This is a genomic window from Natrinema salaciae (assembly GCF_900110865.1).
GTDB lineage: Archaea > Halobacteriota > Halobacteria > Halobacteriales > Natrialbaceae > Natrinema > Natrinema salaciae.
Genome location: NZ_FOFD01000003.1, coordinates 64,156 through 86,089 on the forward strand (window position 1 = coordinate 64,156; position 21,934 = coordinate 86,089).

Sequence of the window (21,934 nt, forward strand, 5' to 3'; positions counted from 1 at the left end):
CCTCCTGGCTCCGTAGGGCCGCCGATGAACGCCGACGGGGTTCGCGAGCGGGCCGGATCGTTGCCGCGAGAGCCCGGCGTCTACCAGTTCCGCGAGGGCGATACCACCCTCTACGTCGGGAAGGCCGTCGATCTGCGCGATCGGGTGCGGTCCTACGCCGACCCTCGCAGCGCGCGGATCCGGCGGATGGTCGACCGCGCCGACGGCGTCGAGATTGCCGTTACCGATACCGAAACGCAGGCGCTCCTCCTCGAGGCGAACCTGATAAAGCGCCACCAGCCCCGCTACAACGTCCGGCTCAAGGACGACAAGTCGTATCCGATGGTCCAGCTGACGGCTCACGACGCACCCCGGATCGAAGTCACCCGCGACCCCGACGAGTCCGCGACCGTCTTCGGCCCCTACACCAGCAAGCGGCAGGTCGAGACGGTCGTGAAGGCGCTACGGGAAACGTACGGCGTCCGGGGCTGTTCGGACCACAAGTACGCCGGCCGCGACCGGCCGTGTCTGGACTACGAGATGGGGCTCTGTACCGCGCCCTGTACCCGCGAGATCGCCCTCGCGAGCTACCGCGAGGACGTCACTGCGGTCGAACGCTTTCTCGAGGGCGAGACCGGCGTCCTCGCCGACCCGCTGCGCCGGGAGATGGAGACCGCCGCGCAGGACCGGAACTTCGAGCGCGCCGCGAACCTGCGAGACCGACTGGAGACCGTCGAGGCCTTCCACGGCGAGGGCGGCGAGGCCGTCCAGTCGGTCGGCGACGAGCGGGCCGTCGACGTCCTCGGCGTCGCGATCGAAGGCGAGGACGCGACCGTCGCTCGGCTACGCGCCGAAGACGGCAAGCTGGTCGACCGGGACCGGCACACGCTCGAGGCACCCGCCGCCGACGAGACGGACGGCGTCCCGGCCGTCCTCGCCGCCTTCATCGTCCAGTACTACGCCGAACGCGAACTGCCCGACGCCCTGCTCCTGCCCGAGCGGCACGGTGACGACGAAGTCGCGGCCTGGCTCGAGGCGGCGGGCGTCTCGGTCCGCGTCCCGGGTGCGGGTCGAGAGGCAAAGCTCGTCGAACTCGCGCTGAAGAACGCGCGACGCAACGTGGGCCGGCGCGACGAGTGCGGCATGCTCGCGGACGCCCTCGAACTCGAGTCGGCCCGGCGAATCGAGGGGTTCGACGTGAGCCACACGCAGGGGAAGGCGGCGGTCGGCAGCGACGTCACGTTCGTCGACGGGAGCGCCGAAAAGAGCGACTACCGCCGAAAGAAGCTGCCCGATCAGAACGACGATTACGACAACATGCGTGCGCTGCTCGAGTGGCGCGCCACTCGCGCCGTCGAGGGCCGCGACGACCGGCCCGATCCCGATCTACTGTTGATCGACGGCGGCGCGGGCCAGCTCGAGGCGGCACGCGACGCGCTCGCCGCGGTCGGCTGGGACGTGCCGGCCGTCGCGCTGGCCAAAGCCGAGGAGCGCATCGTCACGCCCCACAGGACGTTCTCGTGGCCCAGCGACGCGCCGCACCTGCATCTCCTCCAGCGGGTCCGCGACGAGGCCCACCGTTTCGCGGTGCAGTACCACCAGACGGTCCGGGACGAGGTCAAGACGGTGCTCGACGACGTACAGGGGGTCGGTCCCGAAACCCGAAAGCGGCTGCTCGGCCGCTTCGGCAGCGTCGAAAACGTCCGCGAGGCGAGCGTCGAGGACCTCCGGAGCGTCGACGGGATCGGCGAGAAGACCGCCGAGACGATCAAGTCGCGGCTCTGACCGTCGACCGTTGCGAAGGCAAGGACAGGGCTCTCCCCGACCGCAATCCATGTGAATGTATGGCAGACGAAGACGACCTCGACGACCTGCTCGACGAACTCGACAGTCAGGGCGACCTCGAGACCTCCCAGCAGGTGCTTTCGATCCGGACCGAGAGCCGTCGGTACGACAAACCGGTGACGATCATCGAGGGGTTCGATCTCTCCCAGTCGGAGATCAAATCGACGGCCTCGGACCTCAAGCGTTCGCTGGGCACGGGCGGAACGGTCGACGACGAACGGATCGAACTGCAGGGAGATCACCGCGACCGCCTCCCGGCGCTGCTCCGTGATCGGGGGTTCGACGTTCGCGAGTGAGAGGCGGCGAACCGGGGTCGCCGGACGCCGACCGCGAACGACCGATCGAACGGCGTTCGCCGTCGAATCAGTGGGAGCGGAGGACACCTCGTCTGCCGCCGAATCGGTGTCGGCGTGTTATTTATGTCCCACGTTCGATGATGACGTATGAACGTTCGATCCGCGACACCCGACGACTTCGAGGCAATCACGGCCGTCGCTCGCGAGACCTGGCACGACACCTACGACGAACTCGAGCCCGAGACCATCGACCAAACCGTCGACAACTGGTACACCGACGACTCGATGCCGCTCGAGGCCCCCGGAACGGTCGTGCTCGTCGCCGAGCGAGACGGGGAGCTGGTCGGCTTCACTCACGCGGTCGTCCAGGGAGAGACGGCCGATATCCTTCGGATGTACGTCCACCCGGAACAGCAGGGCGAGGGGATCGGGTCGGCGCTCCACGAGCGGCTGATCGCCGAGATCGTGTCAACCGACGCCGAGCAAGTCCGATCGATCGACTTCGCGTTCAACGACGCCAGCCGCGCGTTCTACGAGGGGCTGGGCTTCGAGCAGACCGACGAGGGAGACGTCGAGATCGACGGCGAGTACTACTCCGAAGCGATCTACACCCTCGATCTCTGACCGCCGTCTCCGGTCGGGCGGAAACTGTGTTTCAGCGCCGATTCGCACACGCGTTCGATGACGACCACCGCATCGGGCCCGATCCGTCTCCCTGTGAGACGCTTCGGAACTACGAGCCAACGCCGACCGCCGCGCCGCCCGTCCCTAACTGGGACGGTGGAACGCCTTTGACACTCGGCGTGGTAGACCGCCGCATGGACATCAGACCAGCCACGCGCGACGACCGCGAGCGGATCAGGGCCGTCGCCCGCGAGACCTGGCACAACACCTACGACGAGCTCGAACCCGAGACCATCGACCGGACCATCGACGAGTGGTACGGCGACGACGCGCTCGAGACGGCGCTGTCGAAGCCGGGCACCGCTTTTCTGGTCGCAGTAACGGAGAGCCCGGAGCGAGACGCCGCGGACGACGGGTCGCAGGCGGGCGGCGAGATCGTCGGCTTCGCCCACGGCGTCGTCACCGAGGACGAGGGCGACGTCCTGCGACTGTCCGTCCACCCCGATCATCAGGGCGAGGGGATCGGGACGGCGCTGTACGAGCGGCTCCGTGAGGATCTGCGGGACTTCAACATGGAACGGATGCGCGCCATCGACCTCGCCTCGAACGAGGGCGGCCGGGAATTCTACGAATCGCACGGGTTCGAGCCGACCGACGAGGCCGACGTCGAGATCGGCGGCGAGCGGCGACGGGAAGTGGTCTACACGCTCGAGCTGTGAGCGGCCGCTCGACGAGCGTTCGGATCGCGGTGAACCGACCCGGACCTTGCAAATTCAGTGCACGGACGCAAGTGGGCCGCTGGTGAGTTCCACGGTAGCACGATGGGGACGAAAACGCCGAGCGAGGCCGACATCTTGCGGCCGATCGGACAGGTATCGAGAACGTACTTTATACTGGTCGGAATCGCTGGGCTGGCGTTCGGCGCCTTCCTGATCGGGTGGGCCTACCAGCTCCAGCAGGGACTGGTCGTCACCGCCCTCGGTGACTGGGGAAGCGGCGGCGGCGTAACCTGGGGCATATACATCGGCGCGTTCATCTGGTGGGTCGGGATCGCTCACGGCGGCATCATCCTCTCGGCCGCGGTCAGACTCCTCGGGATGGACCGATACATGCCCATCGCACGGCTCGCCGAGTTGCTGACTCTCGCCGGGCTCTCCGCGGCCGGCTTCTATATCATCGTCCACCTCGGTCGGCCGGACCGAATGGTCACGAGCGTTCTCGGCCACTATCACATCACGGTCCACGCCTCGCCGCTGGTGTGGGACGTGACCGTCATCACGGCCTACTTCGTCCTGACGGCGACCTATCTCTCGCTCACCTTACGCTACGACATCAGTCGACTGCGCGATCAGCTCCCGGACCGGCTCGATCCGATCTACGCGTTCATGACGATCGGGTACACCGAGCGGGAGGACAGAGTCGTCGAACGGATGGTCTGGTGGCTCGCGCTCGCGATCATCATCATGGCTCCGCTGTTGCTCCACGGCGGCGTGATCCCGTGGCTGTTCGCCGTGATCCCGACGATGCCGACCTGGTTCGGCGGCGTTCAGGGACCGCAGTTCCTCACCATCGCGCTCACGTCGGCGATCAGCGGCGTGATCCTCCTCTCGTTCGCGTTCCGCCGCGCCTACGACTGGGAACACATCATCACCGACGACATCTTCCGCGGGCTGCTCCTGTGGCTCGGCTTCTTCTGTCTCCTCTTCCTGTGGCTCCAGCTCCAGCAGAACATCACCGGGCTGTTCACGGCGCCCGTCGACCTCACTCACGCGGCCGTGGCCAGGGCCACCACGCCCCTCTACCTCTTCGCGATGGGGCTGGTCTTTCTGGTACTGGCGTACATCTTCGCGCAGTCGATCCGTCCGGAGCTGTTCACCAAGCGACGAGCCGCCGTCTGCAGTATCGCCGTCCTCACCGCGACGATCGTCGAGAAGGTGCTGTTCGTCGTCGAGGGGTTCCTGCACCCGACGTTCGACATCTACCACGCGACGCCCGGCGTGTACGTTCCGAGCCTGATCGAACTCGCGTCGATCACCGGAACGATCGGGATGGTCGGGCTCTTCTTCCTCACCGTCGCGAAAGTGTTCCCGGTGGTCGAACTCCACGCGATCGAACACCTGCGGGACGATCACGAGTGAGGGCAAAGCGCTCGCCCACCCGCATGACCCGTCTCCGCTGCCCACCGACGCGAACGAAGCGTCCGTAGCCGTCGAGCCCTGCATCACTCGTTCCGTACCGATACCGATCTACGGTCGACCCCGCGCTCTCTGCGACGGTTACCACCAGATATTTATAATATAATGCTAAATCCATTTTTAGAGATGTCTAATCTGAGGACACACTGTTCCCAAACCCCGGGTGAGTCCCCGTGAACGAGCTCCTCACAGTCCTCCTCGAGTCGCTGCGCGACGGCTACGTGCAGGTGAGCGCCTTCGTCGCGGTGACGGTGCTGGCGTTCGGACTGGTCCAGTACTGGACCGACGGGGCCGTGATCGGCGCGATAGAGGACAACGAACGGCTACAGGTCCTGTTCGGCGGCCTGCTCGGACTGACGCCCGGCTGCGGCGGTGCGATCGTCGTGATGCCGCTGTACGTCCGCGGGACGGTCAGTTTCGGCACCGTCGTCGCGACGCTGGGCGCGACCGCGGGCGACTCGGCGTTCGTCATCCTCGCGCTCGCCCCCGAAGCCGCGCTGTACGCCTACGCCATCGCCTTCGCCGCGTCCGTCGCGACCGGCTACCTCGTCGACTCGGTCGGACTGGGCGTCTCGCGGATCGACGCCGCGGTCGCCCGGCTCTCGACCACCGCGACGCCGGACGGCGGGACCGTCGTCAACGGCGGCGTCAGTCCCAACCCGGCCCACGACTACGGCGGCCCCGCCCCGACCCACGCCCACGAGAACGGCCCCGATCGCCACTCTCGAGTGCTCACCCCGCTCTCGCACCTGGCACACGTGCTGTGGTGGGTGACCGCCGTCGCGGGGCTCGTCCTCGGGACGCTCTACCTGCTCCGCGGCGGTCCCGAAGTCGCGCTGGCCACCAATCTCGGCTTCGACGGTCTGTTCACGATTACCGGCGTCGTCGGCGCGGTGCTGTCGCTGTACCTCTACGCCGTCGGCCGCCACTACGTCGGCGAGGGGGAGATCGCCCGGGCTCGAGACTCGTTCGCGTCGGCCTACGACACGCTCACCCACGCGGCGATGGAGACGAGCTTCGTCACCGTCTGGGTGCTCGTGGCCTTCCTCGTCTACGAGTACGCCGTCCTCCTGACGGGGGTGAACGTCGCCACCGTCGCCGCGGCCGCGGGCGTGCTGGCCCCGATCGGCGGCGCGGTCGTCGGGCTGATCCCCGGCTGTGGCCCCCAGATCCTGCTGGCGAGCGTCTACGCCGAGGGCGGCCTGCCCTTCTCCGCGCTGACCGCCAACGCGATCGCCCAAGACGGCGACGCGCTGTTCCCGCTGCTGGCCGTCGACGCCAGAGCCGCCATCGTCGCCACCATCTACAACTTCCTGCCCGCCGTCGTCGTCGGCGTCGCGCTCAACCTGCTGTGGGGGCCGGTGTTCGGGATGGCGGAGTTCGGGTTCGGCGTGCTCTGAGCGCTGCTTGATAACACTCGGTCGTCGATGACCACGAGCGTGGCTCCCGTCGAGTCACGAACCGCCGATTTCGGACAGCGCAGCAACAGCTCCAGACGTCGTCGAGTCGATGTTCCCCGGTTTTCCTACCTCCGGTCGCCCCGTCTGGGTCGTGACCGCCCTCGGCCCCACCGAGGGAACCGCCTCCCCCTGCGGCTGTCCCGCCGTTCCCGGACACCTCGAGCGCGAGTAACTGAATCGGGGTCGGACACCGCGGACCGATCGGGGCGATCCTGCCAAACCCGGTTCTCGCTCAGAACTCCTCGGTCGGCGGCGCGATCCCCTCGTCGTCGCCCTCGAGGTCGAACTCCTCTCTCACGTCTCGAATCCGATCGCGGATGTCCGCGGCCAGCTCGAACTCGAGGTTGCTCGCGGCCTCCTGCATCCGGTCCTCGAGTTCGTCGATGTACCGCGCGGCGTCGTCTTCGTCCGCGAGTTCCCGGCCGGAGACCTCGCTGGTATCGGTCTTGCTGCCCGGCAGGTTGGCCTCGCCGACTTCCTTCTCGATCGTGGTGGGCTCGAGGCCGTGTTCCTCGTTGAACTCCCGTTGAATCCGGCGACGGCGCTTCGTTTCCTCGATCGCCGACTCCATGGCGTTCGAGGGCTCGTCGGCGTAGAGGACGACCTCGCCGTTGACGTTCCGGGCGGCCCGGCCCATCGTCTGGACCAGCGTCGTCTCCGAGCGCAGAAAGCCCTCCTGATCGGCGTCTAAGATCGCGACCAGCGAAACCTCGGGGATGTCCAGCCCCTCCCGGAGGAGGTTGATCCCGACGAGCACGTCGATCTCGCCCAGGCGAAGGGAGCGGATGATCTCGTGGCGCTCCAGCGTGTCGGTCTCGTCGTGCATGTAGGCCACGTCGACGCCGGCCTCCTCGAGGTACTCGGTGAGGTCCTCGGCCATCCGTTTGGTCAGCGTCGTCACGAGCGTGCGCTCGTCGCGCTCGATCCGCTCGTCGATGCGGTCCATCAGGTCGTCGACCTGTCCCGTCGCGTCCGAGACCTCGATCGCCGGGTCGACGAGGTGCGTCGGTCGAACGATCTGTTCGACGATCCGGTCGCTCTCCTCGCGCTCGTAGTCGCCCGGGGTCGCGCTGACGTACAGCGTCTGATCGGTCTTCTCCTCGAACTCCTCGAACGTGAGCGGCCGGTTGTCGTACGCGGTCGGCAGCCGGAACCCGTTCTCGACCAGCGAGTCCTTGCGGGACTTGTCGCCGGCGTACTGCCCGCGGACCTGTGGCAGCGTCACGTGGGACTCGTCGACCACGGTCAGGAAGTCCTCCGGGAAGTAGTCCAGCAGCGTGTACGGCGCGTCGCCGGAGTCCCGATCCGAGAGGTAGACCGAGTAGTTCTCAATCCCCGAACAGTAGCCGGTCTCCTGCATCATCTCGAGGTCGAACGTCGTCCGCTCCTCGATGCGCTGGGCGGCGATCATGTCGCCGGTTCGTTCGAAGTACGAAACGCGGGAGTCCAGGTCGTCCCGGATCTCGTCCATCGCCTCCTCGAGCGTATTTTCCGGGATCGAGTAGTGCTCCGCGGGGTGGACGAGGACGGCCTGTTGCTCGCCCTGCGTCGTCCCCTCGAGCGGATCGACCTTGACCATGCGGTCGATCTCGTCGCCCCAGAGCTCGACGCGGACCGCGTAGCGGCCGTACATCGGGTATATCTCGAGCGTGTCGCCGCGAACGCGGAAGGTGCCCTGCGTGAAGTCGACGTCGTTGCGCTCGTAGTTCAGGTCGACCAGCCGGGCGAGCAGTTCGTCGCGACCGATCTCCTCGCCGACCTCGAGGCGCAGGGACATGTCGACGTAGTTGCGCGGGTCACCGAGGCCGTAGATCGCGGAGACCGAGGCGACGACGATGACGTCCTCGCGCGTCAGCAGCGATCGCGTGGCGGAGTGGCGCAGGCGGTCGATCTCGTCGTTGATCGAGGCGTCCTTGTCGATGTAGGTGTCGCTCTGCTCGACGTAGGCCTCGGGCTGGTAGTAGTCGTAGTAGGAGACGAAGTACTCGACGGCGTTGTCGGGGAAGAGGTTCCGAAACTCCTCGTAGAGCTGGGCCGCCAGCGTCTTGTTGTGGGCGATCACCAGCGTCGGCTTCTGGACCTCCTCGACGACCCACGAGACGGTGTTCGTCTTGCCCGACCCGGTCACGCCGAGCAGGGTCTGTTTGTCCATCCCCGACTGGAACCCGTCGACGAGCCGGTCGATCGCCTCGGGCTGGTCGCCCGCGGGCTCGAACGGTGCGTCGACCGCGAACGGTCGATCGACATCGGGGCGGTCCGGCTGAAGTGGACCTTTCGCGTCACTCATTATCGGGTTCAGGGGTTCGAACCACTTTACCCGCTCGCATGTGGTACGCGACCGTCCACCGTTCACCGTCCGACGGCGACGACGCGAGGGCCGCGGCTGCCCCGTGGTTGTCCGGTCCGTCGACCGAACCGCTGCTCACCTATCCGTGGTGGGTGTCGCTGTCAGCCGTCGGCCCGTCGGCAGTCACTTCGACGGTGAACTCGCGGTCCATCGCGTCCGCCGGCGGCTCGAGATAGCCGATCGCGTACCCGGTGGAGGCGGTTCCGCGTTCGAGCGCCACGTCGAACGAGGCCACGGTCGTTTCCGGGTCCCCGGCCGGTCGGACGGAGAGGGTGTACTGGCCGGCGGGGACCGGGACGTAGTCGGTCGAGTCGGTGAACGAGACGCCCTCGAACAGGGGCTCGTCGTCGGCGTAGACGTCGACCGTGGGGGCGTCGGGCGCGGCGTGAACGAGCCGGACGAGCGCCGAGCCAGCGTCCACCAGCACCGCCGGCTGGAAGGTGTCGGCCTCGAGTTCGCCGATCGCGGCGACCGTGTAGAACGCGGCTCCGAACGTGACGTCGCCCTCGAACGCGACCGTGTTCGGATCGCCGGCGGCCGTGATCGTGACCGTGTACGTCCCCGGCTCGAGTTCTAGATACGGCGAGACGTCACCGTAGGCGACGTCCGCGAGCACTTGCTCGTCGTCGACGTAAACGTCGACGTTCGGTGCGTCCGGGGAGAAGTGTGCGACCCGGACGGCCGCGCCGCCGAAGTCCGCGTCCGCGTCGGCGTTCTGTTTCTCGTCGTCGGAAGCCCGTTGGTCGTCTTTGTATTCGCCGACCGCCAGAACGGTCCCGCTCGCTGCAGTCAGTCCGCCCGCGACGCCCATCGTTCTCAGGGCAGTTCGTCGTGATACTGGCATGATGCAATCGGTTCGGAGGACTACGACGGAAAAAAGACAGCAGTCGGTATCGCGGGTAACGTCGACGTTTCCGGCTCGCACGGCTCGTGTATCGAGACCCTGTCAGCGGATGGAGTCCCATATCGCGACGAACGGCGATAACTAGCGAGAGGCTACAGGCGAAGCCAGGCCTCCGGTCCGGATCGGCGCGTCCGCGGCCGGACGTGGCCACTGCTCGCCCAACCGTTATGACTCACCTCGTGGTCGATCGGCGTATGACGGCGCAACTCCAGCAGGCTCGAGACGACCTCGACGCGGCGGCGAAGTCGGCCGACGACGACGACGTCCGCGAGGACATCCGCGAGACCACGGACGCGTTCGCCGACTACGTGATGGGCGATACGGAACCGGATCACGCCATCCTCGACGAGCGGCTCAACACGCTCCGGCAGGTCCGCGAGCGCGCGGACGGCGACACCGAGGCCAAGGTCGGATCGGCCATCGAAACGGTCGAGGACTACCGCGAGAGCCTCTATCAGGACTGAGAGCCGAGAAGGCTGACGGGACGAGTCGAACGGACGGAACGGGCGGGGCCCTCCGAGATCAAAGGCCAGTATTCTCCCGGCGTTCGATCGCTCACGTCGACGTCCGCGTCCGTCTTCGCGAGTAGCTCCGCGTACCCGTAGTGCTCGAACTGGTCGACGACCGCCACGCGGTCGCGCTCCTCGAGACGGTCGCACAGCGCGTCCGATTCGTCCTCGTCGACGTGCTCGAGCAGCGTCCCGGCGACGGCCGGTGACGAGCACGGCTGGCGGTCACTCCCGAATCGGTGACGGCGGCCGTTTCGGATCGGTATCGCGCTCGCGGCCGAACCGACGGCCCGACCGCTCGAGGTCGTCTCGCGATCGACACGGGTTCCGACGAAGCCGGACGAGCCGTAGATCGGGAGGGTGGACGGACGCCGAGCCCGCGTTCTCGGCGGGTAAGCGGCGGGCCGGCGTAGCGAACGGCCGTCGATACGCCCTCGAAACATAGATTTGTCAATAGCTCACAGATACGAGAGTATGACTGGTGACGGACGACCGGACGACGCACGATGATCGGGGCGGCGCTATCGGAGGGCGCGCTGGTGGTGTTCGGACTCATCGTCGTCGCCCTCGTCCTGTTCGTGTCGGAACTCGTTCCGAACGACGTGACGGCGATCGGTATCATCGTCTCGCTGGCGGCGCTCGAGCCGCTGACGGGCGTGGGCCACCGGGCGGCGATCTCGGGCTTCGCCAACACCGCGACGATAACGATCGTCGCGATGTACATGCTCAGCGAGGGCGTCCAGCGAACCGGCGTGGTCCAGCGACTCGGGCTCTCACTCGCCGCGTTCGCGAAGGGAAGCGAGACGCGTGCGCTGGCGGCGACGGTCGCCACGGCGGGACCGATCGCGGGCGTCGTCAACAACACGCCCGTCGTCGCGGTGTTCATCCCGATGATCACCGATCTCGCCGAAAAGACCGGCGTCTCCCCGTCGAAGCTGCTCTTGCCCCTCTCGTACGCGGCGATTCTGGGTGGGACGTTGACGCTCGTCGGCACGTCGACGAACCTCCTCGCGAGCGAGTTCACCGTCGATCTGCTCGATCGCGAGCCGATCGGTATGTTCGAGTTTACGTCCCTCGGACTCGTCGTCCTGGTCGTCGGTATCGCCTACCTCATGACCGTCGGCCGGTGGCTGACGCCCGCGCGAATTCCGGTCGACGCGGACCTCGTCGAAGAGTTCGATCTCGAGGACCACCTCACGCAGGTCCGCGTCGGCGCGGATTCGGCGGCCGTCGGGCTCACGGTCGACGAGCTCGAGGACCGAACCGGGGCGGACATTCGCGTCCTCCGACACCATCGAAACGGCGACCGCGACGCTCGGCACGCGGAGACCGAGCGAGTGCTCGAATACGACGGCGACAGCGGCGGCGATTCCGACGCGCACGCCGACGGAGCGGAACGCGACCCGGAGCGCCATCGCGACGGGGTCGTCGAGACGCGAAGCGGTGCGGACGGTGCCGACCGGCAGCGCCACCGGGCGGGCGAAGCGGTCGCAGCGACGGAGGCCGACCCGCGGATTCGAGCGGGCGACGCCCTCACCGTCCACGGCACGTTGCAGTCGGTCAACCGGTTCGTCGAGAACCAGGGACTGCGCCAGCTCCACCGCGAATCCGTAACCGAGGAGACGTTCGACGAGTCCGCGGGCGAGGAGTTGCTCGCCAAGACGATCGTCCCCATGGAGTCGCCGTTCGTCGGGAAGACGCTCTCCGAGACGCACCTCCGGGACGTCTACCAGCTGACCGTGTTGGCGATCCGGCGCGGCGGTGAGTTGCTCCGCACGGACCTCGAGGACCGCACGCTCGACGGGGGCGACCTCCTCCTGGTCCAGACCGTCCCGAGCACGATCGAATACGTCACCGACACCGGTGACCTCGTGGTCGTCGACGACGCCTCCGACCGGCTGCTCGAGGACGGGATCGACGAGATCGCGCCGTTGTCGCCGCGGACGCCGATCGTGCTCGCGATCATGGCGGGCGTGGTCGGCACTGCCGCGCTGGGTATCGTCTCCATCGTTATCGCCGCGTTCGCCGGCGTCTTCCTCATGATCGTGACCGGCTGTCTGTCGACGACCGACGCGTACGATGCCGTCTCGTGGAACGTCGTGTTCCTGCTCGCGGGCGTGATCCCGCTCGGCGTCGCCCTCGAAGCGACCGGCGGGTCGCAGGTCATCGCCAGCGGGCTGGTTGCAACCGCCGATTTCCTCCCGCTTATCGCGGTTCTCCTGCTGTTCTCTCTCGTGACAGGAGCGCTCGCGAACGTCATTACGCCCGTCGCGACGGTGGTGCTGATGATCCCGATCGCGGTCGACGCTGCGGCGAGCCTGGGCGCCGAGCAGTTCTCCTTTCTCCTCGTGGTGATGTTCGCCGCCGCGACCTCGTTCATGACGCCGGTCGGCTACCAGACGAATCTGATGGTCTACGGACCCGGCGGGTACACGTTCGCGGATTTCCTGAAAGTCGGCGGACCGCTGCAGTTGCTGCTCGCGATCGTTACGACAGGCGGGATCGCCGTCATCTGGGGCGTGTGAACGCGCGGCCGTCTCGGCGGACGCGTCCGGGTCGGATCACTCGAGCCGGTCTAACACCGCGTCCTTCTCGTACGACAGCGAGAGCGACCGCGAGCGGCCCCGGCCGTCGACCTCCGCGTAGGCGGCGTCGATCAACCCGAGCTGGTCGAGTTTGTTGACGATCTCGGAGTAGCGCGTGTATCCGAGGTCGGTCCGGTCGTGGAAGACCTCGTAGACCTCGCCCGCTTGCTCGCCGTCGTGGTTGGCGATCACCTCGAGCAGCGCCTGCTCGGTATCGGTCAGGCCCGACAGCGACCGCGAGAGGTTGATGTACTTGGACTTCTCGTAGGCCTCCTCGACGTCCTGGCGCTCGACGCGACGGCTGGCCCGCATCTCGGCGTTCAACCCCGCCCGGCGCAGCAGGTCGATGCCGACCCGGAGGTCGCCGCTCTCGGCGGTCAGGTCGGCGACGTACTCGAGGGTATCTCGGTCGATGACGCCCTCGTGGAAGCCGCGTTTCACGCGCTCCTCGAGGATGTCCACGATCTCGGGCTGGTCGTAGACCGGGAAGTAGACGTCTTCCGGGCGGAAGACGCTCTGAACCCGGGAGTCGAGTTCGTCGATCACGTCCAGGGCCGGATCGGAGGAGACGACGATCACGCCGATCTTCGCGCCCGGATACTCCTCGTGGGCCCGTAACAGCGAGTACAGCGTATCGGAGGCCTCGTTCTCGTAGAAGAGGTAGTTGACGTCGTCCAGGGCGACGACGAGCACGTTGTCCTCCTCGACGAGTTTCTCGGCGATCTGGCCGAACAGCTTCTTGAACGAAATCCCCGAGGACGGCGGTTCGTAGTCGAACGTTCCCTCGAAGAGCCGAGAGAACACCGAGTACCGGGTCGCGTTGACCTGGCAGTTGACGCGGATCGTCCGGACCTCGCTCGTCTGGGCCCCGACTTCGTCGAAGAGCTTCTGGATCGCCGTCGTCTTTCCGGTCCCGGGTGGCCCCCGAACCACGACGTTCAGCGGTCGCGACCCCCGCACCGCCGGGCGCAGCGCGTACGTCAGGCTCTGGGTCTGGCCCTCGCGGTGCTTGAACGTCTCGGGGACGTAGTCGATTTCGAAGACGTGCTCGTCCCTGAACACGGATTCGTCCCACGACAACATCCCCTCCTCGGGGTCGTCTGCCATCACTTTCACCCTGCTTCCGCAGCGTCTTAATGGTTCGGTAGGGTGGATTCCGCGCGCGAGCTGGGAATGTGGTGTGCTACATTTCCACACAACCACAAGCATTAATATTCCTTATATCAATTTAGGCCACAGCGATGACACCACCGGACCCACCGGCGGCGATTCCCGACTTCCTGCTCGAGCAGTTCGCCGACCTCTCCCCGGAGATCCTGCGGGAGATCGGCGACTACGCTCGGAACGACACGTACGTGGCACCCGACGGGATGCCGGATACCACGAAGGAAGCGTTCGCACTCCAGGACGAGGAGACACTCGAGGCGGTCGCCGCGTACGTCGACGACCTCGCCGCGTTTCTCGAGGATCGGGACGCCGACTCGCTCGTGGATATCACGGGCAGTCCGAACGACGAGGAAGAGAAGTGGGGCCACAAGCGGATCTTGGAGTGGCACGGTGGATAGAACGGGGGGCGCGAGGAGCCGGAGCCGAACGGGTCAGGCCAGTTCGATCCGTTCGGTACCCCGCTCGATGTCCGCCACGTCCAGACGCCCGTTGTGCGTCATCCGAACGTGGGCCCGCACGAGTCGCTCCACTTCGTCGGCGCTACTCGACCGAATCAGGAACTGGCAACTCCCCTTCGAACACTCGAATTGGTAGGGCATACCACACCGTAGCTCGAGTATCGGCGTATGAATTCCACTTGCAGTCGCATGTCGGGGCCGCTTCGTCACTCGAATTTCTCGAGCAACCGATCGTAGAAGAGCGGTTCGGGCTCTCCCGTGGCGTCGTCCGGCACGCCACCGTTCGCCGCTTTCGCCTCGGTCCGGGCCTCACCGGCCAGTTTCTCGACGATCAGCTCCGGCGTCGACCGCGCGAGGTGATCCTTGACCGGCGAGCGGTTCACCTCGAGTTCCCCGTCGACCAGCCCGACGGCTTCGATGCCGTCGACGGTCACGTCGAACGCCGCCATCTCGCGGATCTCGCCCGCCAGGTGGGAGACGAACACGGCCGTCGCGCCGTTCTCGGCGAGCGCCTCCAGGATGCCGGCGATGATCTTCGCCGAGGCTCCGGGCTCGGTGATGCTCTCGAGTTCGTCGACCAGGACCAGCGAGCCCTCGCCGCCCTCGGCGAGATCCGCGAACTCCCGCACGGTGGATTCGAACGCGCCGGCGTCGAGGGTCCCCTGCGTCTTGGCGTGGTAGTGCAGGTCGTCGAACCGCCGCAGCCGAACGCGTTTGGCGGGGACTGGCAGCCCCATGTGTGCCAGGATCACGACGCTCGCGACCAGATCCAGCGTGGAGGTCTTCCCGCCGCTGTTGACTCCCGAGAGCAACGCCACGCCCGAAACCTCGTAGTCGACGGGATCGACCGCCTCGAGCGGTTCGTCGAGCAGGGGGGAGCGACCACCCTCGATCGCGAATCCCGCGTCGCCGGCGCTCGAACCGGATTCGACGGCGACGAGTTCGGGCATCGTGCACTCGTACTCCCGCGCGAACCTGGCGACGGCGAGTTCGACGTCGAGCTCGAGGGCGTCGCGCACGAGCTGGCGGGCCCCCTCGCGCTGGTCGGCGAGATCCGCCGCGAGCTCCCGCTTGAGGCGACCCGCGCGGCGTTCCTTGGCCGCCGTGAGCTCCTCGCGCAATCGGGCGGTGACGTCCTCGTCGCGTTCGACCGGAAACGTCGGCTCGTCGCTGAACGCGCGGCGTGCGATCTCGGCCTCGCCCTGATCGAGGTCGAGCGCGTCGACGAGGTGATCCCGGGCCGCCTCGACGGCCGCGGCGTACTCGTCCGCCAGTTCGCGGGACAGGAGGGAATCGACGCCGGCACCGCGTTCGACCAGCGAGAGCAGGTCCGCCCCCTCGATCGTGACGTCCTGCTCGCGGATCGCCTCCCGGAGGTGATCGTTCGCGACGCTCTCGGCCGCGCCCGCCGCCGCGTCGAGGTCGTCGATCGCCGTCGTCAGCCGGTCGAGTTCGTCGTCGCCCGCGACCGTCCCGTCCTCCGCCAGCCGCGAGAGGCCGTCCTCGAGGGCCGCCAGGTCGCAGGGGGCCTCGAGCCCGGCCGCGCGGTGAACCTCGACGGCGGCCTGCAGGCGATCCCGGTTCCGCGCGAAGAACGAAAGCGGCCGCTCGGGGACGACCTCGGCCGGGTTCTCGAGGGCGTCGGGTCGGACCTGTACGTCGCCCTCGAGGGTGACGCCGGCGAAGGACTCGTCGAGGGCGATCACCGTCGAGTACCCCCGCGCGAGTTCGGCCAGTCCCTGTGCGTCTTCGACGATCTCGACGGAAAGCTCCGGAATCGCCTCGCGCGCGTCCGAGTAGCGCTCGGCGTCGGTCGTCGCCAGACAGCGCTCGCGAACCCGTACGTCGCCCGGCTCCCGGAGCGGTTCGAGCCCCTCGAGCGCGTCGAGCACCGCGGCGTCGGGATCGCGCTCGAGCGCCTGGCGAGCGAACGTCTGCACCTCGTCGATGCGCGAGCGCCGGGGGCTCGGGTAGATGGTCTCGAGTCGCTGCGCGGCGTAGTCGGTGACCGTCCGCTCCTTGAGCAATCCGAGGACGTCGCGGTAGACTTCGCGGGCGCGGTCGGTCGCGAGGAACCCGCCGGGATCGTCGTGCTCGAGTCGGATCGCACCGCGCGCGATGCGGGCGGCCCGCCCCTGCGTGATCCCCGGCGCGGTCGCGATCGTCGCCACGTCGCCCGTCCGGAGCGCGCGCTCGGGATCGTCGAGCTCGGCCAGCGCTCGGGCCGTCTTCTCGCCGACGCCCGGAATCGACTCGAGGTCCATGTTCTCGAGCGGCGTATCAAACCGGAGCGAGAAAAAGTTCCCGCCCGCTCTTTTCGGGACCGGCGTGGTAGACCGGCACATGCCGACCGGAACGATCGACTACCACGAACGGACGAAACACTCGCCGAAAAGCGTCCGTGAGGGAGGTTACGGCCTGAACTTCGACAACAAACCGACGCCGTACAAGGAGTACACGGACCGCCCGACGGTTCCGCTGGCCGACCGGATTCGCCCGCCTCAGCAGTCCGCGCTCGCGTCGATCGCGGAGCCGACGCCCGACGGCGACCCGACTCGCGAACCGCGACCCGACCTCGAGACGGTCACGACCCTGTGTTACTACGCTGCGGGCATCACGAAGCGGATCGACAGACGCGGTCGCAGCCTGCTGTTCCGCGCCGCGGCGACCACCGGCGCGCTCTACCACGTCGATCTGTACGTCGTCTGCGGCGACCTCGAGGACGGAGGCGGCGACGACGGTGACGCGGGACACGGCCTCGAGGCCGGCGTCTACCACTTCGACCCCCGGACGCTATCGCTGAACGTCCTCCGCGCGGGGGACTACCGCGGCGTGCTCGCGAACGCCAGCGGGGACGCAGGCGTCGCCGACGCGCCGCTGTCGATCGTCGCCACGTCGACCTGGTGGCGAAACGCCTGGAAGTACGGCGCACGGACGTTCCGCCACGCCTTCTGGGACTCCGGGACCACGCTCGCGAACCTGCTGGCGGTCGCCCACGCGCTCGACTACCGCGCCGCGGTCGTCACCGGCTTCGCGGACCGGCCGGTCGCCGACCTCCTCGGACTCGAGCCCGAGCGCGAAGCGCCGCTCGAGATCGTCCCGATCGGCGGGGGCGATCCGATCCCCGAGACCGCGCCCGCGAGCGTCGGCTCCATCACCCCGGACACCGCGCCGCTGTCGCCCGACGAGAAGACGTTCCCGCTGATCCACGAGGCGTGGGCCGCCGGCACCCTCGAGAGCGGGGCGGCGGCGGACGCCTGGCGATCCGGACGGCCCGCGGGGTCGGTCGGCACCCGGGACCCCGGTGACGGCGATCGACTCGCGCTCGAGCCGGTCGACGGCGAGACGGCCTCGAGTCGGCCGCTCCACGAGACGATCCGTCGCCGCGGCTCCTGTCGCGAGTACGAGCGCGAGCCGATCAGCGTCCGGAAGCTCTCGACCGTGCTCGATCGCGCCGTTCGCGGCGTCCCGATGGACGTTCGCGGCGAGGACGCCCCGTCGCTCTCGTTCGTCGATCCGTATCTTATCGTCAACGCCGTCGACGGCCTCGAGCCCGGCGCGTACCACTACCGTCCGGCGGCCGGCGAACTCGAGCGGCTCCGGACCGGCGAGTTCCGCAGCGAGGCGGGTCACCTCGCCCTGGATCAGCGGCTGGCCGCCGACGCCGCGGTCTGTCTCTACTTCCTGACCGACCTCGAGGAAATCGCCGACGCGCTCGGGGATCGGGGCTACCGGGCGGCACAGCTCGAGGCGTCGCTGACGGCCGGTCGACTGTATCTGGGGACCTACGCGCATCGCACCCTCGGCGGGACTGGACTGACGTTCTACGACGACGCCGTCTCGGAGTTCTTCGCGCCGCGGGCCGCGGGACAGACGCCGATGTTCCTGTACACGATGGGGCGACCGGCCTGAGGCAGGGTCGCCGAGTCCGCCACGGGTCGGGTGCGGAGAGCGCACGCGCTGACGCGCTTCTCACACTTTTATACGGCCGCGCGTCGCCTCATCGTGCATGCAGCCGAATCGACGGCTCGGTCCCCCGAACGCGAGACCGCGGCACCGAACGCAGTTGGCCCCTCCATCGAGCCGGACACCGGCGGAGGAGACGCATGGAGTATGAGCGATCCGACGTCGTCGTCGACCGCCTCGAGCTGCTCCGGGCCTACGGCTACGGGCTCTGTATGGGTGCGGCCGACGCCCTGCCCGGCGTCTCCGGCGGCACGGTGGCGCTCCTGCTCGGGTTCTACGGGCGGCTGATCGCGGCCGTCACCGCGTTCACGCCCGGCCGCGCGATCGCCGTCCTTCGGGGCTACCACCCCGAACGCCGGACGCGGGCCCGGGAAGCGCTCCTCGACCTGGACCTGCAGTTCCTGCTCCCGCTTGGCGTCGGCATGGTCACGTCGGTCGTCCTCATCGCCGATATCGTCTCGTCGCTGGCGGAGACCCATCCGATCGCGATCTTCGGCTTCTTCACCGGACTGATCGCCGCCTCGGCGATCACCCTCGGTCGGAGCCTCGAGCTCTCTTCGCCGACCCACATCGCCGCCGCCGCGGCGGGCGCGACGCTCGCGGTGCTGGTCGCCGCCGACGTCGTCCAACTGCCCGGCGGCGGGCCGGCCGTGATCGTCGCCGCCGGCGCGATCGCGATCAGCGCGATGATCCTGCCGGGCGTCTCCGGCTCGCTGATCCTGATCCTGCTCGGTCAGTACGTCTTCCTCTCGAACGAACTGAGCGAGTTCGTCCGCGCCGGTGCGGACCTGCTCGGCGGCGGATCGCTCGCGGCGGTCGCCGATCCGGGGGCGACGGTGGCGCTGTTCGTCGCCGGCGGGGTCGTCGGCCTCGTCACTATCGCCCGCGTCGTGCGCGCCGCGCTGGCCCGCAATCGCAGCGTGACCCTCGTCTTCCTGGTGAGCCTCATCGCCGGATCGGTCCCCGCGCCGTTGCACAACATCGGCGAAACGTACGCGTGGACGACGGAGACCGTCGCGCTGACGGCCGCGTGGGCCGCACTCGGCGCGATCGCCCTGTTCGTACTCGAGTTCCTCGTCGGCGGCTTCGATCCGGAGTGAGCGGGGCCGCGACGGTCGCCGTCGGGGCGTCGCCCGTGCGCGCTCGAGGAGCAGCGCTATTTCCGTGCCGGGACTAGCACGGGTATGCCGGTTACAGCGCTCCTCGGGACGAAATCGACGCGGTCGCTGACGGTCCGTTCGGTGTGGGCGGCGGCGAAACGCGAGTTCGACCGCGGAAACCGAGCCCGCGGGCTCTTGCTGCTCAGTCTCCTCCTCCTCGTCCGATCGGGAGCGGTCGTCGAGGCGCTCCGGCGCGGTCGACGGCCGTCCGATTAGTCGCCGAAGTCCGCGTCTCCGAAGTGCTCGTGGATTTCGTAGTCGGTCACACCAGCCCGTACGCCCGCGTCGGTAAATCGGCCACACCCTTGCGTGTTCACCCGGTCCGCGGTCGGTTTCGACGGCTCGCGACGCCGCTACGCGAAGTCGTCGACGAGCGGAAACGACGCCAGTTGCGCCGCGGAGAGCAACACGCGATCCTTCTCGTAGCCGTGTGCGACGGACTCGACCATCCCCTCGGCGTCGGTCAGCGGGAGGAACCGGACCGTCGTTCCCCGCTCGTCGACCTCGAGCAGGAGCAGCGCGTGCGGGAACGAGGAGACCGCCGGGACCGTGAGTTCCGTGATGCCGTCGGCGCGCTCCACCGCGGGGAAGTGGAGGTGGCCGGTGACGGTCACCGCCACGTCGCGGGCCTCGAGCAGGTCCACCAGCGGTTGCGGGTCGGCGAACCCCGGCACGCCGCCCTCGACGGGTAACTCCGCGCTGTACCGCTCGTAGAGGTCGCTCGTGGCCGGCAGGTTGTGGTGGAGTGCGACGATCGTCGACTCGGGATCGGCGTCCGTCAGTGCGTCGTCCAGCCACTGCAGTTGCTCGTCGCCGATTCGACCGTCCCACGTCTCCGCCGGGGAGTCCGGCGTCGCGGCGTGGCTGTCGAGTCCGAACACCGCGAGACCGCCGATCTGCACCCGAAACGGGAGCCCGCCGGGCGTGTACCGGGCTTCGAACGCCGGGATCGGCAGCGACGTGCGCTCGTCGAACGTCGTCGGGAAGTCGTGGTTGCCGGGGATCGCGACCGTCGGCGGGTCGAACGCGGCGAGGTCGTCGAACCGGTCGAACTCCGCGGGGACGCCGTTTCGAGTCAGATCGCCGGCGACGAGAACGCCGTCGACGTCCCGCTCGTTCGCACACTCGACGGCGGCACGGAGGTGACGCTCGGTCCGGTGGTACACCTTCCACGTTCCCGTCGCGTCGGTCGCGAGGTGAACGTCAGAGAGCACCGCGAGCCGCGTCGGTTCGGTCGTCGTCGGTCGCTCGAGGCGGGCGAGCACCTGTCCTCGGTGACGCCGGTCCGTCATATCGGGCCCGATGCGAACGAGGCGGGTACCGGTTACGCCGGCAAGCGTCGAGTCGGCGACGCGCGGCTGGGGGCGTCCGACGCGACCAGCTACCAGCGGTGGTGTACGTGCTCGGCGACGGACGCCTCGTAGACGTCCCGGACTGCGCCGTGAACCCGATTCGAGAGCGGCGACAGCTCCGACACGGCGGCGTTGCTGCGGACGTGCTCCGGCGAGGTCGTCCCCGGAATGACGGTCGATACCGCCTCGTGGTCGAGGATCCACCGGAGCGTCAGTTCGGCCAGCGTCAGGTCGTCTGGAACGTGGGCCTCGAGCGCGTCGACGGCGTCGTGGCCCGCCTCGTAGGGGACGCCGGCGAACGTCTCGCCGACGTCGAACGCCTCGCCCTCGCGGTTGAAGTTGCGGTGATCGTCCTCGGGGAAGGTCTGGTCGCGCTCGAGCGCGCCTGTCAGCAGTCCCGACGCGTACGGGACGCGGACGATCACCCCGATATCTTCGTTCTTCGCCTGCTCGAGGAACAGCGCCGCTGGCCGCTGGCGGAACGGATTGAAGATGAGCTGGACGGTCTCGACGACGTCGTACTCGATCGCCTTGAGCGCCTCCTCGACGTTCTCGACGCTCACGCCGGCGTGGGCGATCTTGCCCTCCGCTTGCAGGCGTTCGAGCGCCTCGAACGTCGACGGCTGATAGTACGTTTCGGTCGGCGGACAGTGCAACTGGAGGAGATCCAGCCTGTCCTCCCCGAGGGTCTCGCGGCTCCGGTCGACGAACGCAGAGAGGTTGTCGTAGTCGTAGCGGTCGGCCTCGTGTGGCTCGAGTCGCCGGCCGGCCTTCGTCGCGACGAACACGTCGTCGTGGGCGTCGCGCTCGTCGAGAACGTGGCCGATGTGGCGTTCGCTGCGGCCGTCACCGTACACGTCCGCGGTGTCGATGACGTCGATCCCCGCGTCGAGGGCGGCGCGGACGACCTCGCGGCCGGTCTCGTCGTCGACGTCGCCCCAGTCGCCGCCGATGTTCCACGTCCCGAGGCCGACCTCGGAGACGGCGCGTCCGGTCGAGCCGAGTCGTCGGTGGTTCATACGTGACGGTGTTCGCGAGTCGCCCTATGCGTTGGTCTGGCGGCAATCCGTCGCGACGCGACACGCGG

19 protein-coding genes are annotated in these 21,934 nt (G+C 68.1%); 12 read left to right on the top strand and 7 right to left on the bottom strand.

The features are described from left to right. Positions 1–24: 24 nt before the first annotated feature. From BMX07_RS09855 to BMX07_RS09880, 6 genes are all read left to right on the top strand, one after another. Entirely contained in the window at positions 25–1,764 is a 1,740-nt protein-coding gene (locus BMX07_RS09855) for an excinuclease ABC subunit C (RefSeq protein WP_090617337.1), read from the top strand. A 59-nt stretch (positions 1,765–1,823) separates the two neighbouring features. Continuing rightward, on the top strand, positions 1,824–2,120 hold the full coding sequence (locus tag BMX07_RS09860) for an SUI1 family translation initiation factor (protein ID WP_090617338.1): 297 nt from the start codon (positions 1,824–1,826) through the stop codon (positions 2,118–2,120). Between the two features lie 147 nt (positions 2,121–2,267). After that, complete coding sequence (locus BMX07_RS09865; protein ID WP_090617340.1) at positions 2,268–2,744, top strand: GNAT family N-acetyltransferase; 477 nt, start codon at positions 2,268–2,270, stop codon at positions 2,742–2,744. Positions 2,745–2,938: 194 nt separating this feature from the next. Beyond that, on the top strand, positions 2,939–3,463 hold the full coding sequence (locus BMX07_RS09870) for a GNAT family N-acetyltransferase (protein WP_090617341.1): 525 nt from the start codon (positions 2,939–2,941) through the stop codon (positions 3,461–3,463). 102 nt (positions 3,464–3,565) lie between these two features. Beyond that, complete coding sequence (nrfD, locus tag BMX07_RS09875) at positions 3,566–4,882, top strand: NrfD/PsrC family molybdoenzyme membrane anchor subunit (RefSeq protein WP_090617343.1); 1,317 nt, start codon at positions 3,566–3,568, stop codon at positions 4,880–4,882. Positions 4,883–5,112: 230 nt separating this feature from the next. Continuing rightward, on the top strand, positions 5,113–6,339 hold the full coding sequence (locus BMX07_RS09880; protein ID WP_090617344.1) for a putative manganese transporter: 1,227 nt from the start codon (positions 5,113–5,115) through the stop codon (positions 6,337–6,339). A 292-nt stretch (positions 6,340–6,631) separates the two neighbouring features. On the opposite strand, the gene uvrB is transcribed toward BMX07_RS09880, so the two are convergent. Together uvrB and BMX07_RS09890 are read right to left on the bottom strand one after the other, a co-directional pair. Continuing rightward, a complete protein-coding gene (gene uvrB, locus BMX07_RS09885) occupies positions 6,632–8,686 on the bottom strand; it encodes an excinuclease ABC subunit UvrB (protein ID WP_090617346.1) in 2,055 nt (684 codons plus the stop codon). 139 nt (positions 8,687–8,825) lie between these two features. Further along, positions 8,826–9,557: a DUF4397 domain-containing protein gene (locus tag BMX07_RS09890; RefSeq protein WP_090617348.1), complete on the bottom strand. Its 732-nt coding sequence runs from the start codon at positions 9,555–9,557 to the stop codon at positions 8,826–8,828. Between the two features lie 287 nt (positions 9,558–9,844). On the opposite strand from BMX07_RS09890, the gene BMX07_RS09895 reads away from it, so the two are divergent. Together BMX07_RS09895 and BMX07_RS09905 are read left to right on the top strand one after the other, a co-directional pair. After that, entirely contained in the window at positions 9,845–10,114 is a 270-nt protein-coding gene (locus BMX07_RS09895) for a DUF7553 family protein (RefSeq protein ID WP_090618404.1), read from the top strand. 551 nt (positions 10,115–10,665) lie between these two features. Next, positions 10,666–12,684, top strand: coding sequence for an SLC13 family permease (locus BMX07_RS09905; protein WP_090617351.1), 2,019 nt, complete (start codon positions 10,666–10,668; stop codon positions 12,682–12,684). A 36-nt stretch (positions 12,685–12,720) separates the two neighbouring features. On the opposite strand, the gene BMX07_RS09910 is transcribed toward BMX07_RS09905, so the two are convergent. Beyond that, on the bottom strand, positions 12,721–13,851 hold the full coding sequence (locus BMX07_RS09910) for an ORC1-type DNA replication protein (RefSeq protein WP_090617353.1): 1,131 nt from the start codon (positions 13,849–13,851) through the stop codon (positions 12,721–12,723). A gap of 134 nt (positions 13,852–13,985) precedes the next feature. Here BMX07_RS09910 and BMX07_RS09915 point away from each other — a divergent pair, with 134 nt between their 5' ends. Then, positions 13,986–14,309: a hypothetical protein gene (locus BMX07_RS09915; RefSeq protein ID WP_090617355.1), complete on the top strand. Its 324-nt coding sequence runs from the start codon at positions 13,986–13,988 to the stop codon at positions 14,307–14,309. A 33-nt stretch (positions 14,310–14,342) separates the two neighbouring features. On the opposite strand, the gene BMX07_RS23720 is transcribed toward BMX07_RS09915, so the two are convergent. After that, a complete protein-coding gene (locus tag BMX07_RS23720) occupies positions 14,343–14,510 on the bottom strand; it encodes a DUF1059 domain-containing protein (protein ID WP_139210851.1) in 168 nt (55 codons plus the stop codon). A 65-nt stretch (positions 14,511–14,575) separates the two neighbouring features. Next, complete coding sequence (locus tag BMX07_RS09920) at positions 14,576–16,633, bottom strand: MutS-related protein (protein ID WP_090617356.1); 2,058 nt, start codon at positions 16,631–16,633, stop codon at positions 14,576–14,578. A gap of 79 nt (positions 16,634–16,712) precedes the next feature. Here BMX07_RS09920 and BMX07_RS09925 point away from each other — a divergent pair, with 79 nt between their 5' ends. The 3 genes from BMX07_RS09925 (at position 16,713) to BMX07_RS09935 (ending at position 19,711) form a co-directional block, all read left to right on the top strand. Then, positions 16,713–18,281: a SagB/ThcOx family dehydrogenase gene (locus tag BMX07_RS09925; protein ID WP_090618405.1), complete on the top strand. Its 1,569-nt coding sequence runs from the start codon at positions 16,713–16,715 to the stop codon at positions 18,279–18,281. A gap of 194 nt (positions 18,282–18,475) precedes the next feature. Continuing rightward, a complete protein-coding gene (locus tag BMX07_RS09930) occupies positions 18,476–19,435 on the top strand; it encodes a DUF368 domain-containing protein (protein WP_090617358.1) in 960 nt (319 codons plus the stop codon). 84 nt (positions 19,436–19,519) lie between these two features. Further along, on the top strand, positions 19,520–19,711 hold the full coding sequence (locus tag BMX07_RS09935; protein ID WP_090617360.1) for a hypothetical protein: 192 nt from the start codon (positions 19,520–19,522) through the stop codon (positions 19,709–19,711). A gap of 137 nt (positions 19,712–19,848) precedes the next feature. Here BMX07_RS09935 and BMX07_RS09940 read toward each other — a convergent pair whose 3' ends face one another. Together BMX07_RS09940 and BMX07_RS09945 are read right to left on the bottom strand one after the other, a co-directional pair. Continuing rightward, entirely contained in the window at positions 19,849–20,787 is a 939-nt protein-coding gene (locus BMX07_RS09940; RefSeq protein WP_090617362.1) for a metallophosphoesterase family protein, read from the bottom strand. A gap of 89 nt (positions 20,788–20,876) precedes the next feature. Further along, complete coding sequence (locus BMX07_RS09945; protein ID WP_090617364.1) at positions 20,877–21,866, bottom strand: aldo/keto reductase; 990 nt, start codon at positions 21,864–21,866, stop codon at positions 20,877–20,879. Positions 21,867–21,934 lie beyond the last annotated feature (68 nt).

What these genes read in the sequence shown, in the direction of transcription:
- BMX07_RS09890 (WP_090617348.1), bottom strand. Translation starts at nt 9,557, where the DNA reads ATGGGCGTCGCGGGCGGACTGACTGCAGCGAGCGGGACCGTTCTGGCG.
- BMX07_RS09930 (WP_090617358.1), top strand. Translation starts at nt 18,476, where the DNA reads ATGGAGTATGAGCGATCCGACGTCGTCGTCGACCGCCTCGAGCTGCTC.
- BMX07_RS09935 (WP_090617360.1), top strand. Translation starts at nt 19,520, where the DNA reads ATGCCGGTTACAGCGCTCCTCGGGACGAAATCGACGCGGTCGCTGACG.
- BMX07_RS09925 (WP_090618405.1), top strand. Translation starts at nt 16,713, where the DNA reads ATGCCGACCGGAACGATCGACTACCACGAACGGACGAAACACTCGCCG.
- BMX07_RS23720 (WP_139210851.1), bottom strand. Translation starts at nt 14,510, where the DNA reads ATGCCCTACCAATTCGAGTGTTCGAAGGGGAGTTGCCAGTTCCTGATT.
- BMX07_RS09920 (WP_090617356.1), bottom strand. Translation starts at nt 16,633, where the DNA reads ATGGACCTCGAGTCGATTCCGGGCGTCGGCGAGAAGACGGCCCGAGCG.
- BMX07_RS09855 (WP_090617337.1), top strand. Translation starts at nt 25, where the DNA reads ATGAACGCCGACGGGGTTCGCGAGCGGGCCGGATCGTTGCCGCGAGAG.
- BMX07_RS09870 (WP_090617341.1), top strand. Translation starts at nt 2,939, where the DNA reads ATGGACATCAGACCAGCCACGCGCGACGACCGCGAGCGGATCAGGGCC.
- BMX07_RS09945 (WP_090617364.1), bottom strand. Translation starts at nt 21,866, where the DNA reads ATGAACCACCGACGACTCGGCTCGACCGGACGCGCCGTCTCCGAGGTC.
- BMX07_RS09860 (WP_090617338.1), top strand. Translation starts at nt 1,824, where the DNA reads ATGGCAGACGAAGACGACCTCGACGACCTGCTCGACGAACTCGACAGT.
- BMX07_RS09915 (WP_090617355.1), top strand. Translation starts at nt 13,986, where the DNA reads ATGACACCACCGGACCCACCGGCGGCGATTCCCGACTTCCTGCTCGAG.
- BMX07_RS09940 (WP_090617362.1), bottom strand. Translation starts at nt 20,787, where the DNA reads ATGACGGACCGGCGTCACCGAGGACAGGTGCTCGCCCGCCTCGAGCGA.
- BMX07_RS09910 (WP_090617353.1), bottom strand. Translation starts at nt 13,851, where the DNA reads ATGGCAGACGACCCCGAGGAGGGGATGTTGTCGTGGGACGAATCCGTG.
- uvrB (WP_090617346.1), bottom strand. Translation starts at nt 8,686, where the DNA reads ATGAGTGACGCGAAAGGTCCACTTCAGCCGGACCGCCCCGATGTCGAT.
- BMX07_RS09895 (WP_090618404.1), top strand. Translation starts at nt 9,845, where the DNA reads ATGACGGCGCAACTCCAGCAGGCTCGAGACGACCTCGACGCGGCGGCG.
- BMX07_RS09865 (WP_090617340.1), top strand. Translation starts at nt 2,268, where the DNA reads ATGAACGTTCGATCCGCGACACCCGACGACTTCGAGGCAATCACGGCC.
- nrfD (WP_090617343.1), top strand. Translation starts at nt 3,566, where the DNA reads ATGGGGACGAAAACGCCGAGCGAGGCCGACATCTTGCGGCCGATCGGA.
- BMX07_RS09905 (WP_090617351.1), top strand. Translation starts at nt 10,666, where the DNA reads ATGATCGGGGCGGCGCTATCGGAGGGCGCGCTGGTGGTGTTCGGACTC.